The sequence below is a fragment of the Mycolicibacterium gadium genome (genome assembly GCF_010728925.1).
In the GTDB taxonomy this organism is placed as follows: Bacteria; Actinomycetota; Actinomycetes; order Mycobacteriales; family Mycobacteriaceae; genus Mycobacterium; species Mycobacterium gadium.
In genome coordinates this window covers 3,478,134-3,492,634 of the sequence record NZ_AP022608.1, presented here as the reverse complement: position 1 = coordinate 3,492,634, position 14,501 = coordinate 3,478,134, and the positions used below count along the sequence as shown (strand labels likewise).

Below are 14,501 nucleotides of genomic sequence, written 5' to 3'. Positions count from 1 at the left end.
CCGAGCGTGTCATAACTCCACACTCGGCGTCGTAACGCATCTCACTCGCGGCGGGGCTTGCCATCGCAACAGTTGTAGTTTCACAATAGTTGTGTGAATGAAAGTGTCGTCCGCTCATTGAGCCCCAGGCGCAAGGCCATCATCTTGGTGTCCTGCTGCCTGAGCCTGCTGATCGTGTCGATGGACGCGACGATCGTCAACGTCGCCATTCCGAACATCCGCAAGGATCTCGGCGCCACGGCCTCGCAGCTGCAGTGGGTCATCGACATCTACACGCTGGTGCTGGCGTCGCTGCTGTTGCTGGCGGGCGCGGCGGCGGACCGGTTCGGCCGTCGGCGCACCTTCCAGATCGGGCTGACGGTGTTCGCGATCGGCTCCCTGCTGTGCAGCCTCGCGCCCAACATCGAGACGCTGATCGCCGCGCGATTCGTACAAGCCGTAGGCGGTTCGATGATGAACCCGGTCGCCATGTCGATCATCACGCAGGTGTTCACCGGCCGGGTCGAGCGCGCCCGCGCCATCGGCGTGTGGGGTGGTGTCGTCGGCATCTCGATGGCGTTGGGCCCGATCGTCGGCGGGGCGCTCATCGAGTTCGTGAACTGGCGTTCGGTGTTCTGGATCAACCTGCCGATCTGCGCGCTCGCGATCCTGCTCACCGCGATCTTCGTGCCGGAATCCAAGTCGACCACCATGCGCGACGTCGACCCGATCGGTCAGGGCCTCGGCATGGCCTTCCTGTTCGGCACCGTTTTCGTCCTCATCGAAGGCCCGAACTTCGGCTGGGGTGACGCCCGCACCATCGTCGTGGCCGTCGTCGCGGCTATCGCCCTGGTCGCCTTCCTCCTTTTCGAGTCCCGACGCCACGACCCCTTCATCGATCTCCGCTTCTTCCGCAGCATCCCGTTCGCGTCCGCGACCGTGATCGCGGTGTGCGCGTTCGCGGCGTGGGGTGCCTTCCTGTTCATGATGTCGCTTTACCTGCAGGAAGAGCGCGGATTCTCGGCCATGGAGACCGGGTTGATCTATCTGCCGGTAGCCATTGGCGCGCTGGTGTTCTCACCGCTGTCGGGCCGGATGGTCGGACGATGGGGGAGCCGGCCGTCGATCGTCATCGCGGGTGTGCTGATCACCGCGTCGACGGTGCTGCTCACCTCGTTGAGCGCGACGACGCCGGTGTGGCAGCTACTGATGATCTTCGCAGTGTTCGGCATCGGCTTCTCGATGGTGAACGCCCCGATCACGAATGCTGCCGTCAGCGGCATGCCGACCGACCGGGCCGGCGCGGCATCGGCCGTCGCGAGCACCAGCCGCCAGGTGGGCGTCAGTCTCGGTGTGGCGGTGTGCGGTTCGATCGCCGGGGCGGCGCTGGCGACGGCGGGAGCGGACTTCGCCGTCGCTGCGCGACCGCTGTGGGTCATCTGCGCGCTGCTCGGGGTGACGATCGTCGCGCTCGGCGTGTACTCGACCTCGCCCCGCGCACTGCGTTCGGCCGAGCGACTCGCACCGCTGATCGCGGGAACTGACGCACGAGTGGAGGTCGCCAATGTCCGATAACCCGTTGGCCGACGAGGTCTGGCGCACCATGGCCGCGGTGGTGATCGACAACCGCGACTCGTGGAAGCGGGCGGTGGTCGAGCGATCAGGCTTGCCGTTCAGCAGGATTCGCATTCTCAAGCGACTGAGCCGTCGATCGATGTCTGTGAAGGAGTTGGCGCATGCGGCAACCATCGACGCGCCTGCGGCGACCGTGGCGGTCAACGACCTCGAGGGTCGCGGGCTGGTGGCGCGCGAGATCGATCCGGCGAACCGACGCTGCAAGATCGTGTCGCTCACCGAAGACGGCCAGGCGATGGTTCGCATGATCGACGCGACCGAGGACCCGGCACCCGAGGCGCTGACGTCCCTCGACGACGCCGATCTCAAGCGGCTTCAATCGATTTTGGTGCGCATACAATCGCTCAGCGATCGTTAGCGCGCCGAAATCACATTTCCAGAACGGCCATCGCGGCATTGTGGCCGCCGATCCCCGAAACCGCGCCACCACGGCGTGATCCCGAGCCGCACAACAGAATCCGGTCATGCGCGGTCGCCACACCCCAGCGCCGCGCCGGGGTGTCCAGCGGCTCGTCGTTCTCGACGAACGGCCACGACAGCGCGCCGTGGAAGATGTTGCCCGCCGTCATGCCGAGCGAGTGCTCCAGGTCGGCTGTCGTCTTCGCTTCGATGCACAGCCGTCCGGCGGAATCCTGCATCAGCACATCTTGAATGGGTTCGGCCAGAACGGAGTTCAGCGAGTTGAGCACTGCCGAGGTCAAGGTATCCCGCATTCGGTCGGGGTCGCCGGCGGAAACCAGCGTATGCGGGGTGTGCAGGCCGAAGACCGTCAATGTCTGCGCGCCGGAGGCGCGAAGGCTGTCGGACAGGATCGTCGGATCGGTCAGTGAGTGACAGTAGATCTCGCACGGTAGCGGGTCGGGTACGACGCCGTGATCCGCACGCGTGTAGGCCGTGTCGAGTTGGCGGTAGGTCTCGTTGATGTGGAATGTCCCGCCGAAAGCCTGTTCCGGCGAGACGGTTTGGTCGTGCAACCGCGGCAGTCTCTGCAGCATCAGGTTGACCTTCACCTGCGCGCCCGGTGCCTGCACGGGTGCGGGTTCGCCCAGCAGCGTCGCGAGCACCGTCGGCGTGACGTTCGAAAGGATGTGTCCCGCGTGGACGCGGTGGTCGCGGCCCTCCCGACGGTAACGCACCTCCCCGTCGGCGGTGATCGCGTAAACCTCGGCATCACAGATGATTTCGGCGCCGTATCCGGTGGCTGCGGCAGCCAGTGCACCGCTGACCGCGCCCATACCGCCGATCGGGACGTCCCAGTCGCCGGTGCCACCGCCGAGCAGGTGGTACAGGAAGCAGATGTTCTGGGTCAGCGCGGGATCGTTGAGGCGGGCGAACGTGCCGATCAGCGCATCGGTGGCCATCACACCGCGCACGAGGTCGTTCGACACGGCGGCGGTGATGGCCTGTCCGATCGGCTCGTCCACCATCAGGTGCCAGGTGACGTCGTCGCCGACGTGCCTGCGCGCTTCGTCGCGGGTGCTCAGCGGCCGCAGCAGCGTCGGCCACATGCGCGACGTCAGCGCGCGGCAGCGTTGGTAGAACGCCTCGAAGCCGGCCTCGTCCGACGCCGCGCCCACGGAGTCGAAGGTCGAGGGCGGCCCGATCAACAGCCCGGTCCGGCCGCCCGCTTCCGGATCGGGTGTGTACGACGAATAGCGGCGGCGCACCAGCCGAACCCGAGCGCCCAGGTCCTCGACGATGCGCCGCGGTAGCAGGCTCACCAGATACGAGTAGCGCGACAGCCGCGCGTCCACACCCTCGAAGGCGTGCGCGGACACCGCCGCGCCGCCGACGTGGTCCAGCCGCTCCAGCACCTGTACCCGTCGACCGGCTCGGGCGAGGTAGGCGGCAGCCACCAGCCCGTTGTGCCCGCCGCCGATGACGACGACGTCGGATGTCGCCGGCCTGGCGGCTCCGGTGTCGGAGTTCAGTTGAGGTAACCCTCGACCTCGTCGGGCGGACGGACGCTCGCAGCCCCCGGATCGCCGCCGGTCTCACGAAGCGCGCGGCGCTGGCGCAGCAGGTCCCAGCACTGGTCCAACTGCACCTCCAGGGCGCGTAGACGTTGATGCTCCTCGGACTCGTCGATCTCGCGGTGCTGCAGCTGCGCGCGCAGCTCCTTCTCCTCGGCAACGAGCTGGTTCACCTGATCGAGAATGTCTTGGTCCTTCGCCATTGCTTCAGTGTGCCCGACTACGGTGAATACGGTGACTTCCAATTCAGGACAGAAGCCCGAGATCGAGTTCATCGACGGCCCCCCTCCAACCGAACTGGTCATCAAGGATCTGGTCGTCGGCGACGGTGCCGAGGCGGTGCCCGGTGGCAACGTCGAGGTGCACTACGTTGGCGTCGAGTTCGACACCGGCGAGGAGTTCGACAGTTCGTGGGCGCGAAACGAGTCGATCGAATTCCCGCTGCGTGGCCTGATCCAGGGCTGGCAAGACGGCATCCCCGGCATGAAGGTCGGCGGCAGGCGCCAGCTCGTCATCCCGCCGGAGCAGGCCTACGGACCCGCAGGCGGCGGGCACCGGCTGTCCGGCAAGACTCTGATTTTTGTTATCGACCTACTGGGCACTAGGTAACTTTCTCCCAGGAGACTCAACTAGCTCGGGCCGGGCAGCCTCAGCAACAGCCGGGCGCCGCCGAGCGGACTCTCCTCCAGAGCGGCTGTGCCGCCGTGCAATTCGGCCTGCTGCGCAACCAGCGCCAGCCCCAGCCCCGACCCCGAGTGCGACGCTGTCGAACCGCGCGAGAACCGGTCGAACACCAGCTTGCGTTCCTCTTCGGGGACGCCGACGCCGTCGTCGTCGATCGCGATCTCCACGCCGGCGCGCGAACTGACCGCCGACAGCTGCACCCGGGACGCGCCCCCGTGCTTGATGGCGTTGGCGATCGCATTGTCCACCGCCAGCCGCAACCCGGCAGGCAGCCCGACGATGATCACGGTCGGCGCGGGCACCAGCGACACGTCCAGCTCCGGGTACACCCGCATGGCGTCGTGGGCGGCGCGGTCCAGCAGCTCGGTGATGTCGACGGGCACGTGGTCGTCGGCCGTCGACAGCTCACCCTGGGCCAGCCGCTCCAGTGCCCCGAGCGTGGCCTCGATGCGCGACTGCGTGCGGATGACGTCGTTGACGACTTCCTTGCGTTGTTCCTCGGGCAGATCCAACGTGGCCAGCACCTCGAGGTTGGTCCGCATCGCGGTCAGCGGCGTCCGGAGTTCGTGCGCGGACACCGACGCGAAGTCGCGGGCCGACGTCAACGCCGCCTTGGTCTTGTCCTGTTCGTTCCACACACGTTCGACCAGTCCCTGCACCGCCTCGGCGATCTCGACGGCCTCGGTGGCACCGGCGACGTCGATGTCGGGATCCTCGTCGCCCGCGTCGATCTGCCGGGTCTGCTGGGCAAGGCGTTTGAACGGGCGCACGGCGAACGCGGCGAGCACCCACCCGCCCACGGTTGCGGCGCCGATCGCCAGGGTGCAGATGATGATCACCCGGCGATGCAGGTTGTTGATGTCGGCGATGGTTCCTTCGTACGTCGCCCCGACGGCCACCGACATCGGTTCGGGCAGGCGGATGTCGACGGTGCGGACGCGGTAGCGCACGCCGTCGATGTACGTGTCGGCGTAGCCCGGCTCCATCTCCGGCAGGACGATGTCGGAGTTCGACGTGACCTGACCGTCCTTGCGGACGGTGATGATGGCGTCCTGATCGTTCGGCGACTTCGGGATCTCGTCGAGCCCGCGGGGAACGAACGGGATCGCGAAGCCGGCCGCCTCGTCGAGCCTGCGGTCCAGCCGCTCGTTCCACGCGTCGGTGATGCCGAACCAGACCACGGTGCCCGCGATGACGACGACGATCGCGCCGGCGATGGCGCTGGTGAACGCCACCCGCTGTCGAAGTGAGGGGGTCCGCCGGAAGACGCGCGTCAGAATGCTCATCGGACTACTGCGTGCGCAGGACGAAGCCCACTCCACGCACGGTGTGCAGCAGCCGGGGTGCGCCACCTGCCTCGAGCTTGCGGCGCAGATATCCGATGAAGACGTCGACGACGTTGGTGTCGGCGGCGAAGTCGTATCCCCACACCAGCTCGAGCAGTTGAGCCCGTGACAGCACCGCGGTCTTGTGCTCGGCCAGCACGGCGAGCAGATCGAACTCGCGCTTGGTGAGGTCGACGTCGACGCCGTTGACGCGGGCGCGACGGCCGGGGATGTCGACCTCCAGAGGGCCGACCTGGATGGTCTCGGACGAGAACGTCGCTGTGGAACCGCGGCGGCGCAGCAGCGCCTTGACCCGGGCCACCAGTTCCTGGAGCACGAACGGTTTGACGAGATAGTCGTCGGCGCCGGCTTCTAGACCGGCGACCCGGTCGTCGACCGAACTGCGCGCCGACAGGACACACACGGGCACGTCGTTGTCCATCGCACGCAGCGCGGTCACCACGCTGACGCCGTCGAGGACGGGCATGTTGATGTCGAGCACGATCGCGTCCGGGCGGGTCTCCGTCGCACTGCGCAGCGCTTCGGCGCCGTCGATCGCGGTGGACACATCGAAACCGGAGAGCCGCAGTCCGCGCTCGAGTGAGGCGAGCACGTCGGGGTCGTCGTCGACCACGAGCACCCGTGGGGAGGCTGCTCCACTGTCCATGGCCACAATCTTGCCTGATGGCACCCTCGGGATGTGTCAGGCGCGTACGTCCGGCGGTCTCACCGCAGCCACGGTCTTGTCACCGCCGCGTCACGGGCCCCGAAACGATCGACTGATAGCAAGTCGTGGGCCTCTTCGGCACTTTTTTGACGCGGACGACAAAAAGAGCGCTGCGGCTTCCTCCAACGCGTGCGGTTTGTTCTCGGCGACCCGTTCGGAAGCAATTGACCTCAATGTTTGTTGAGGTTTTACGGTGCGTCCAGCACGTTAACAGTTTGCAGGTAATGGGAAGATCTTCTAAGTGACTGACTCCTCGAACGCGCTTCGCGCGGCGCCGGCTCTTGCGCCGCCGCCCAAACGCGTCAGAGCGAGCTCGGATTTGTGGCGCATCCTGCCCTACCTCATGCCTTACCGCGTCCGCTGGATCGCGATGGTCGCGACCGCGCTCCTTTCCCTTGTCGCCACCGTGGCGATCCCGCTGATGACCAAGGCCGTCATCGACGGCCCGGTGCGTCAGCAGGATCAGCAGGGACTCTGGCTGCTCGGCGCCGCGGCGATGGGCGTCGGCATCTCCGAGGCGGTGCTGTGGTTCATCCGGCGGTGGCTGGTCGCGCGGGCCACCATGGGCGTGGAAGCCGACATCCGCAAGGACCTCTACGCCCGCCTGCAGATCCTGCCGATGATCTTCCATGGCCGTTGGCAGTCGGGTCAGCTGCTGTCGCGAATCATGAACGACCTCGGCACGATTCGCCGATTCATGTCGTTCGGCATGGTCTTCCTGCTGCTGTCCACCATTCAGATCACCGCGGTGACCATCATTTTGCTGACGATGTACTGGCCACTCGGTGTGGTCGTGCTGCTGTCGATCGTGCCGATCGCCGCGACCGTGCTGCATTTCCAGCGGGAGTACGTGCGGTTGTCGCGGTTGGCTCAGGATCAGGCAGGCCACGTCGCCACCCATGTCGAGGAATCCGCGTTGGGTTTGCGGGTGGTGAAGTCGTTCGGTCGCGAGGACTACGTCTACGAGAGGTTCGACGAGCAAGTCACCGATCTCTACGACACCCAGCTCGACAGAGTCCAGGTGTCCGCCAAGTTCTGGACGCTGCTCGAGGTCATCCCCAACCTGACGCTGATCGTGGTGCTCGGCTTCGGTGCGTACGCCGCCGGGCACGGCGTGGTGACCATGGGCACGCTGGTCGCGTTCATCACGATGATGCTGTCGCTGGTCTGGCCGATCGCGTCGCTGGGATTCCTGCTGTCCATGACGCAGGAGTCGTTCACCGCCGCCAACCGCATCGCCGAGATTTTCGATGCACCAGTGGAAATCGTCGACGGTCCCAGTGACGTCGTGCCGTCGCGCGGCAGGCTGGAGTTGGTCGACGTCGGGTTCCGGTTCCCCGATGCCGGCGATGACCGGCCGGCGGCGTCCGGTGAAGCGGACAACTGGGTTCTGCGCCACGTCACCGTCACCGTGGAACCGGGGGAGACGCTGGCGCTCGTCGGTTCGACAGGATCGGGCAAGTCCGTGTTGGCATCGCTGGTGTCGCGGCTCCACGACGTCACCGAGGGCGCGATCCGCATCGACGGCACAGACATTCGTGAGATGTCGCTGCCCACCCTGCGCAAGACGGTGGCCACCGCGTTCGAGGATCCGACGCTGTTCTCCATGTCTGTCGCCGAGAACCTGAGGTTGGGCGCCCCGGATGCGACCAACGAAGAGATGGCCCAGGCGATCGACGTCGCAGCCGCACAGTTCGTTTACGACCTGCCGTTCGGTCTGGACACCCGCATCGGCGAGCAGGGCATGAGCCTGTCCGGCGGTCAGCGGCAACGGCTTTCGCTCGCGCGCGCCATTTTGGCGGCACCGAAGATCCTCGTCCTCGACGACACGCTGTCCGCGCTGGACGTGCACACCGAGGCCGTCGTCGAGGAGGCTCTGCGTCGGGTCTTGCACGCGGTGACCGGCATCGTCGTCGCGCATCGCGCATCGACGGTATTGCTCGCCGACAAGGTCGCACTGCTGGACGACGGCGTCATCACCCACGTCGGCACGCACGCCGAGTTGCTTGCCGCCGTCCCGCAGTACCGCTATCTGCTGGCCGCCGACGACGAACTCGACGACGGCCGCGAGCGTGCCTGCGAGTGGCAGGAGGACGACGACCGTCACCGGCTCGACCACACATACAGCGAGCAGGAAGCACTGGAACACGAGCGCGTAGAGCCCAGGTTCGTCACCTCGGAGGCCGAGGGTCGATGAGCATCACCGAGTGGCGCGGTAGGTTCGACGAGGACCAGGACGACGACCTGCCGATCGACGAGAGCCTTCCGCGGCGCCGCGAGGCCCGCGCACTGCTCGGCTCGCTACTGCGGCCGTACAGCAGGACGGTGGCCCTGCTCGCGCTCGTCGTCGTGGTGGAAAACGCTGCCCGCCTTTCTGTTCCGATTCTGGTGCAGCGAGGCATCGACCGGGGCATTCCGCCGATCGTCGACGGGGTTCGGCACACCCTGATGCTGGTGGTGGCTACCTTGGCCGGAGTGGTGCTGGTGCAGGCCGTCAGCAGAGTCTTCTTCCTGCGGCGGTCGGGCCGTGTTGGGCAGAAGGTCCTGACGGAGTTGCGGCGCAGGGTGTTCCGGCACTTCCAGCGACTCGACATCAGGTTCCACGACCGCTACACCTCGGGCCGGGTGGTGAGCCGGTCCACCAACGACGTCGAGGCCATCCAGGACATGCTCGAGACGGGTTTCGACAGCATGATCACCGCGGCGCTGACCCTGGTCGGCACCTCGATTCTGCTTGTGACGCTGGATGTTCGGCTCGGCCTGATGTGTCTGGTCGCCGTGCCCATCCTGGTCGCGCTGGTGTGGTGGTTCCGCAACGAGTCGGCCAAGGTCTACCGCAAGGTGCGCGAAAGCGCGGCACTGGTGATCGTGCAGTTCGTCGAGACGATGACCGGTATCAAGGCGGTGCAGGCGTATCGCCGGGAACCCCGCAACCAAGAGATCTTCGAGGACGTTGCCGACGACTACCGCGAGATCAACGAGAAGACCTTCAGGTTGCTCGCGATCTTCATGCCCGGTGTGAAACTCGTCGGCAACTTGACCACCAGCGTGGTGCTGCTCTACGGCGGCTACCGCGTGCTGCACGGCGAGATGACCATCGGCACGCTGGCGGCGTTCCTGCTCTACCTGCGGATGTTCTTCGAACCGATGCAGGAGATCTCGCAGTTCTTCAATACGTTCCAGTCCGCATCATCGGCGCTGGAGAAGCTGGCGGGTGTGCTCGCCGAGCGGCCGAGCATCAGCGATCCGCAGCAGCCCGTCGAACTCGACACGGTCCGCGGTGACATCGCGTTCAACGATGTGCAGTTCTCGTACGTCGAGGGACGTCCCGTGTTGCCGGATCTCAACCTCGTGGTGCCTGCAGGTCAAACCGTCGCGCTGGTGGGCACCACAGGTGCGGGCAAGACAACCATCGCGAAACTCATTGCGCGCTTCTATGATCCGTCGTCGGGATCGGTCACCTTGGACGGCGTCGACTTGCGCGACCTCGCCCAGTCCGAGCTGCGTCGCCACGTCGTCATGGTGACGCAGGAGAACTTCATGTTCGAGGGCACCGTGGCCGACAACATTCGCTTCGGCAGGCCTGACGCGACAGACGACGAGGTGGTCGCGGCGGCCAGGGCCGTCGGCGCGGACCGGTTCATCGACGCGCTTCCCGAGGGCTACGACACCGACGTCGCCAAGCGCGGTGGACGGCTGTCGGCCGGCCAGCGGCAACTGGTGGCCTTCGCCAGAGCCTTTCTCGCCGACCCCGCGGTGCTGATCCTCGACGAGGCGACGTCGTCGCTGGACATCCCCAGCGAGCGGCAGGTGCAACGTGCGCTGGAGACGGTGCTCGCCGACCGGACCGCGCTCGTCATCGCGCACCGGCTGTCCACCGTGCAGGTCGCCGATCGGGTGTTGGTAGTCGAGCACGGGCGCATCGTCGAGGACGGCTCGCCCGACGAGCTGATCGGTCGCACCGATGGCCGGTACGCGGCGCTGCACCGCGCCTGGGAAGAGTCGCTGGCTTAGTCGTCGGCGTATCCGGCCTGCGCCAGCAGCTTCTCCAGCTTGTCGTTGATCACGGGCATATTGGAGTTCAGCACCGAGATGATCTTCTCCCGGGCACGCTCGCTGACGCCGGCCGACACGTGATGCAGGACGTTTAGCCGTGACGCGTCGACCCACGCCATCATGTCGGGATCGGTGAACCACTGCAGCTGGTTCTTGTTGAACGCCAGCATCATTCGCAACCAGTCGATGGGATCGGACGGATAGGGCACGGGGTTGCAGTACGCGTTCTTGGTCTCGTCGTCGGGGTACGTCGCTTCGACGTGGCCGATGACGGCCGCGCTGAATGCGGGCTGGCAGGTCCGCACCGCCTGTAGGGCGATGCCCTCATCGGTGAACACCGTTGTCGGCGCGATTCGCGCGAAACCGTCTGCGCTGCAGTCGATGTACAACGCTGAGCCGTCGATGTCGAGGGTCCCACCCTCGAGCGTGATGCGGCCCGGCTCGATCGACTGGACATGACCCATCCGGACGACATCGGAGATTCGTCGCAACTCCTCGAGTTCTGACTTCGACAGGATCGCGCACCGGTACATCGTGGGCTCGACGGAGGTGTCGATGCGCTGTAGACAGCCCTTGTCCTCCAGGATCCTGAACAGATCCGGCAGCGACTCGGCCTCCAGCACCGCGTTGAGCTGATTGGAGAAGTCGCGCAACACACCGCGCGCGAACTGCGAGCCGGGCTGGATCGCCGCGCGGTCCAGCAGCCACGAGTCGCGCGGCTTGATCCACGTCAACCGCGCCGGCGCCACGCCGTGGCGCAACAGCCACAGGCATGCATCCATCGCGGTCTTGCCCGCCCCCCACGATCACGTACCGCCCCCCGCGCCTCGCGGAGACGCGGCAGCGCGTTGGGCGGCACGCATTCGACGCCGGCGGCGACGTCGTAGGACGGCCCGCGCATCGACGGCACGACGATCTCGACGTGTGTGGTGACGACGCGGCGCGCGGTCACTTCGATCTCTTCGCCGCCGAGCGTGCGCACGCGCCCGTCGCCGAGGTATTCGCTCATCGGCAGGTACGTCACTCGACCCGTCGGCAGCAGATGCTGACGCATCACCGCGTCGAAGTAGGCGCAGACCTCCGCGCCGCTGGCCAACTCGTAGTAGCCGGCGTTCAGGCCGCTGTGGTCGATGGTGTCGCTGCCCAGACTCCGCGAGTTCACGCCGTAGTACGCCGACGGCTGATGCAGGCGCACGAACGGGTACGCCGCCGTCCAGTGGCCCCCCGGCTGGTCGTTGCGATCGACCACCACGACCGTCGCGTCCGTTTCGGCCACCAGTGTGTCGGTGAACGCGAGCCCCATGGCGCCCGCGCCGACGACGAGGTAGTCGGCCTCGATCGTTCGCATCGAATCTCCTAGCGCAGCGTGGTGAAGAACTTTCCGACGTCGTCGACGAACAGCTCCGGCTGTTCGAACGCCGCGAAATGTCCCCCGCGCGGCATGTCCGTCCAGTGCGTGATGTTGTACCCGGCCTCGCACCAACTACGCGGCGCCTTGAGGATCTCCCTGGGGAACGCCGCGACGCCGGTGGGCAGCTCGACGCGGTCGAAGCTGCCGAACGCGTTGAAGCTCTCCCAGTACAGCCGCGCCGACGACGCCCCGGACGCGGTCAACCAGTACAGCATCACGTTGTCGAGCATCTCGTCGCGGGTCAGCACGTTCTCCGGATCGCCGTCGCTGTCCGTCCACGACCAGAACTTCTCGACGATCCACGCCAACTGGCCAACGGGGGAGTCCACCAATCCGTAGCCGACGGTTTGCGGCCGCGTCGACTGCTGTTTGGAGTAGCCGGAATCCCACTTCTGGTAGTACTGGCCCCGTTCGAGCGCCGCCTTCTCCTCCTCGGTCGGATTGTCGAGTTTGCCGGGCGGGAAGCCGAGCGGCATGTTCAGGTGGATGCCCGCGCATCTGCCGCCGTTGCGGCCGATCTGCGTCGTCACGGCAGCGCCCCAGTCGCCGCCCTGCGCGCCGAAGCGTTCGTAGCCCAACCGGCCCATCAGGGTGTCCCACGCCGTCGCGATCTTCTCGACGCCCCAGCCCGTCGCGGTGGGCTTGGCGGAGAAGCCGTATCCCGGCAGCGACGGGCACACCACGTCGAACCCGCGTTCGGTCAGCGGCTCGATGACTTTGTGGAACTCGACGATCGAACCGGGCCAACCGTGGGTGATCAGCAGCGGGAACGCATTCTTCTCATCCGAGCGCTGATGAATGAAATGAATGTCGAGACCGTCGATTTCCGTCGTGAAGTGGTCGAACCGGTTCAGCGCCGCTTCGCGTGCCCGCCAGTCGTATTCGGTGGCCCAGTAGTCGGCCAGCCGCCGGGTGTAGGCCAGCGGGATGCCCTGGCTCCAGTCGTCGACGCATTCGGCCTCGGGCCAGCGGGTGCGGGCCAACCTGGTCTGCAGGTCGTCGAGATCGGAGTCGGGAATTGCGATGCGGAAGGGAGAAACCATGGTCGGATCCTCCCAGAGAGCGCAATATTGAGCTGATGAAGTCGCAAGACGCGGGTCGCACCGACATCCCCATTCTCGAGGAGACCATCGGGCAGAACTTCGAACGCACCGTCGCGGCCAACCCCGGCGGCGATGCATTGGTTGACATGGCAAGCAGTCGGCGGTGGACGTACGCCGAACTCAACGACGACGTGGACCTGATCGCCCGCGGCCTGATGGCGCTGGGCATCGAACGCGGTGAACGCGTCGGCATCTGGGCGCCCAACTGCCCCGAGTGGACGATCGTGCAGTACGCGACCGCGAAGATCGGCGCGATTCTGGTCAACATCAATCCGGCTTACCGCACCCACGAACTCGCCTACGTACTGCAGCAGTCCGGTATCCGGACGCTGATCTCCGCCACATCGTTCAAGACGTCGGACTACGTGAGCATGGTCGACGAGGTGAGTGCCGAGGCACCCGAACTGCGGGACGTGCTGTACCTGGAAAGGGACTGGCGTGCTCTGGTCGACAAGGCGGAGCAGGTATCCGTCGACGAACTCCGGGCGCGGACGGACTCGCTGGACAACACCCAACCGATCAACATCCAATACACCTCGGGCACAACGGGTTTTCCCAAGGGCGCGACGCTCTCGCATCGCAACATCCTCAACAACGGCTACTTCACCACCGAGCTCATCAACTTCGGCCCGAACGACCGCCTGTGCATACCGGTGCCCTTCTATCACTGCTTCGGCATGGTGATGGGCAACCTGGGGTGTACGAGCCACGGCGCCACGATGGTGATCCCGGCGCCGGCCTTCGATCCCGCCCTCACCCTGGAGGCCATCGAAAAGGAAAGGTGTACAGGCGTTTACGGGGTGCCGACGATGTTCATCGCGATGCTCGGCCAGCCCGACCTGGCGCAGCGCGATCTGTCTTCGCTGCGCACGGGCATCATGGCCGGATCGGTCTGCCCGGTCGAGGTCATGAAGCGCTGCGTCAGCGACATGCACATGACCGAGGTGGCGATCGCCTACGGCATGACGGAGACGTCGCCGGTGTCCTGTCAGACGCTCATCGACGACGACCTCGAACGTCGTACCAGTTCGATCGGCCGGGCCCATCCGCACGTCGAGATCAAAATCGTCGACCCTGAAACCGGCGCGGTCGTCGAACGCGGATTGCCCGGCGAATTCTGCACGCGCGGTTACTCGGTGATGCTCGGCTATTGGGACGACGAGGCCAAGACCGGCGAGGCGATCGACCGGGACGGCTGGATGCACACCGGTGATCTGGCGGTCATGCGCGACGACGGGTACTGCAACGTCGTCGGCCGCATCAAGGACATGGTGATCCGGGGCGGTGAGAACATCTACCCGCGCGAAATCGAGGAGTTTCTCTACACCCATCCCGATATCGACGACGCGCAGGTGATCGGCGTCCCCGACGAGAAGTTCGGCGAGGAAGTCTGCGCGTGGGTGCGGATGAAGCCGGGTAAGGACCCGCTGGACGCCCAGGCTCTGCGGGAATTCGCCGACGGAAAGCTGGCCCACTACAAGATCCCGCGCTACGTGCACGTTGTCGACGAGTTCCCGATGACCGTCACCGGCAAGGTGCGCAAAGTCGACATGCGCGCCGAAACGGTCAAACTTCTCGGTCTCGACTCCACGGAGGGATGAGTTCTGG

The 14,501-nt window shown here is 66.0% G+C and carries 11 protein-coding genes and 1 pseudogene; 6 read left to right on the top strand and 6 right to left on the bottom strand.

All coding sequences use genetic code 11. The features are described from left to right. The first annotated feature begins 93 nt into the window (after positions 1 to 93). Both G6N36_RS17145 and G6N36_RS17140 read left to right on the top strand, forming a co-directional pair. The gene (locus tag G6N36_RS17145) at positions 94 to 1,554 is read left to right on the top strand and encodes an MFS transporter (protein WP_163687952.1); all 1,461 of its coding nucleotides are present in this window, start codon (positions 94 to 96) and stop codon (positions 1,552 to 1,554) included. Next, on the top strand, positions 1,544 to 1,972 hold the full coding sequence (locus tag G6N36_RS17140) for a MarR family winged helix-turn-helix transcriptional regulator (protein WP_163687950.1): 429 nt from the start codon (positions 1,544 to 1,546) through the stop codon (positions 1,970 to 1,972). The genes G6N36_RS17145 and G6N36_RS17140 overlap by 11 nt, the downstream gene beginning before the upstream one ends. A gap of 10 nt (positions 1,973 to 1,982) precedes the next feature. Here G6N36_RS17140 and G6N36_RS17135 read toward each other — a convergent pair whose 3' ends face one another. Next, positions 1,983 to 3,545, bottom strand: a complete 1,563-nt coding sequence (locus G6N36_RS17135) for a phytoene desaturase family protein (protein ID WP_163690730.1) — start codon at positions 3,543 to 3,545, stop codon at positions 1,983 to 1,985. Continuing rightward, complete coding sequence (locus tag G6N36_RS17130) at positions 3,542 to 3,790, bottom strand: DUF2630 family protein (RefSeq protein WP_099038641.1); 249 nt, start codon at positions 3,788 to 3,790, stop codon at positions 3,542 to 3,544. Before G6N36_RS17130 ends, G6N36_RS17135 begins: the two co-directional genes overlap by 4 nt. A gap of 22 nt (positions 3,791 to 3,812) precedes the next feature. Between G6N36_RS17130 and G6N36_RS17125 the strand changes: the two genes are divergently transcribed. Then, positions 3,813 to 4,196 carry an FKBP-type peptidyl-prolyl cis-trans isomerase gene (locus tag G6N36_RS17125; RefSeq protein ID WP_179964803.1) on the top strand — a complete coding sequence of 128 codons (384 nt, stop codon included), beginning with the start codon at positions 3,813 to 3,815 and terminating at the stop codon, positions 4,194 to 4,196. 20 nt (positions 4,197 to 4,216) lie between these two features. Here G6N36_RS17125 and G6N36_RS17120 read toward each other — a convergent pair whose 3' ends face one another. Together G6N36_RS17120 and prrA are read right to left on the bottom strand one after the other, a co-directional pair. Next, a complete protein-coding gene (locus G6N36_RS17120; protein ID WP_163687945.1) occupies positions 4,217 to 5,557 on the bottom strand; it encodes a sensor histidine kinase in 1,341 nt (446 codons plus the stop codon). 4 nt (positions 5,558 to 5,561) lie between these two features. After that, positions 5,562 to 6,272 carry a two-component system response regulator PrrA gene (gene prrA / locus G6N36_RS17115; protein ID WP_163737715.1) on the bottom strand — a complete coding sequence of 237 codons (711 nt, stop codon included), beginning with the start codon at positions 6,270 to 6,272 and terminating at the stop codon, positions 5,562 to 5,564. Positions 6,273 to 6,564: 292 nt separating this feature from the next. On the opposite strand from prrA, the gene G6N36_RS17110 reads away from it, so the two are divergent. Together G6N36_RS17110 and G6N36_RS17105 are read left to right on the top strand one after the other, a co-directional pair. After that, positions 6,565 to 8,520: an ABC transporter ATP-binding protein gene (locus G6N36_RS17110; RefSeq protein ID WP_163687942.1), complete on the top strand. Its 1,956-nt coding sequence runs from the start codon at positions 6,565 to 6,567 to the stop codon at positions 8,518 to 8,520. Then, complete coding sequence (locus tag G6N36_RS17105; protein WP_163687939.1) at positions 8,517 to 10,337, top strand: ABC transporter ATP-binding protein; 1,821 nt, start codon at positions 8,517 to 8,519, stop codon at positions 10,335 to 10,337. Before G6N36_RS17110 ends, G6N36_RS17105 begins: the two co-directional genes overlap by 4 nt. On the opposite strand, the pseudogene G6N36_RS30370 reads toward G6N36_RS17105, so the two are convergent. Both G6N36_RS30370 and G6N36_RS17095 read right to left on the bottom strand, forming a co-directional pair. Continuing rightward, positions 10,334 to 11,727: pseudogene (locus G6N36_RS30370) on the bottom strand (NAD(P)-binding protein). The gene G6N36_RS17105 and the pseudogene G6N36_RS30370 sit on opposite strands and share 4 nt — an antisense overlap. 8 nt (positions 11,728 to 11,735) lie before the next feature. Then, on the bottom strand, positions 11,736 to 12,833 hold the full coding sequence (locus tag G6N36_RS17095; RefSeq protein ID WP_163687936.1) for an epoxide hydrolase family protein: 1,098 nt from the start codon (positions 12,831 to 12,833) through the stop codon (positions 11,736 to 11,738). Positions 12,834 to 12,868: 35 nt separating this feature from the next. Between G6N36_RS17095 and G6N36_RS17090 the strand changes: the two genes are divergently transcribed. Further along, a complete protein-coding gene (locus tag G6N36_RS17090; RefSeq protein ID WP_163687933.1) occupies positions 12,869 to 14,494 on the top strand; it encodes an AMP-binding protein in 1,626 nt (541 codons plus the stop codon). Positions 14,495 to 14,501 lie beyond the last annotated feature (7 nt).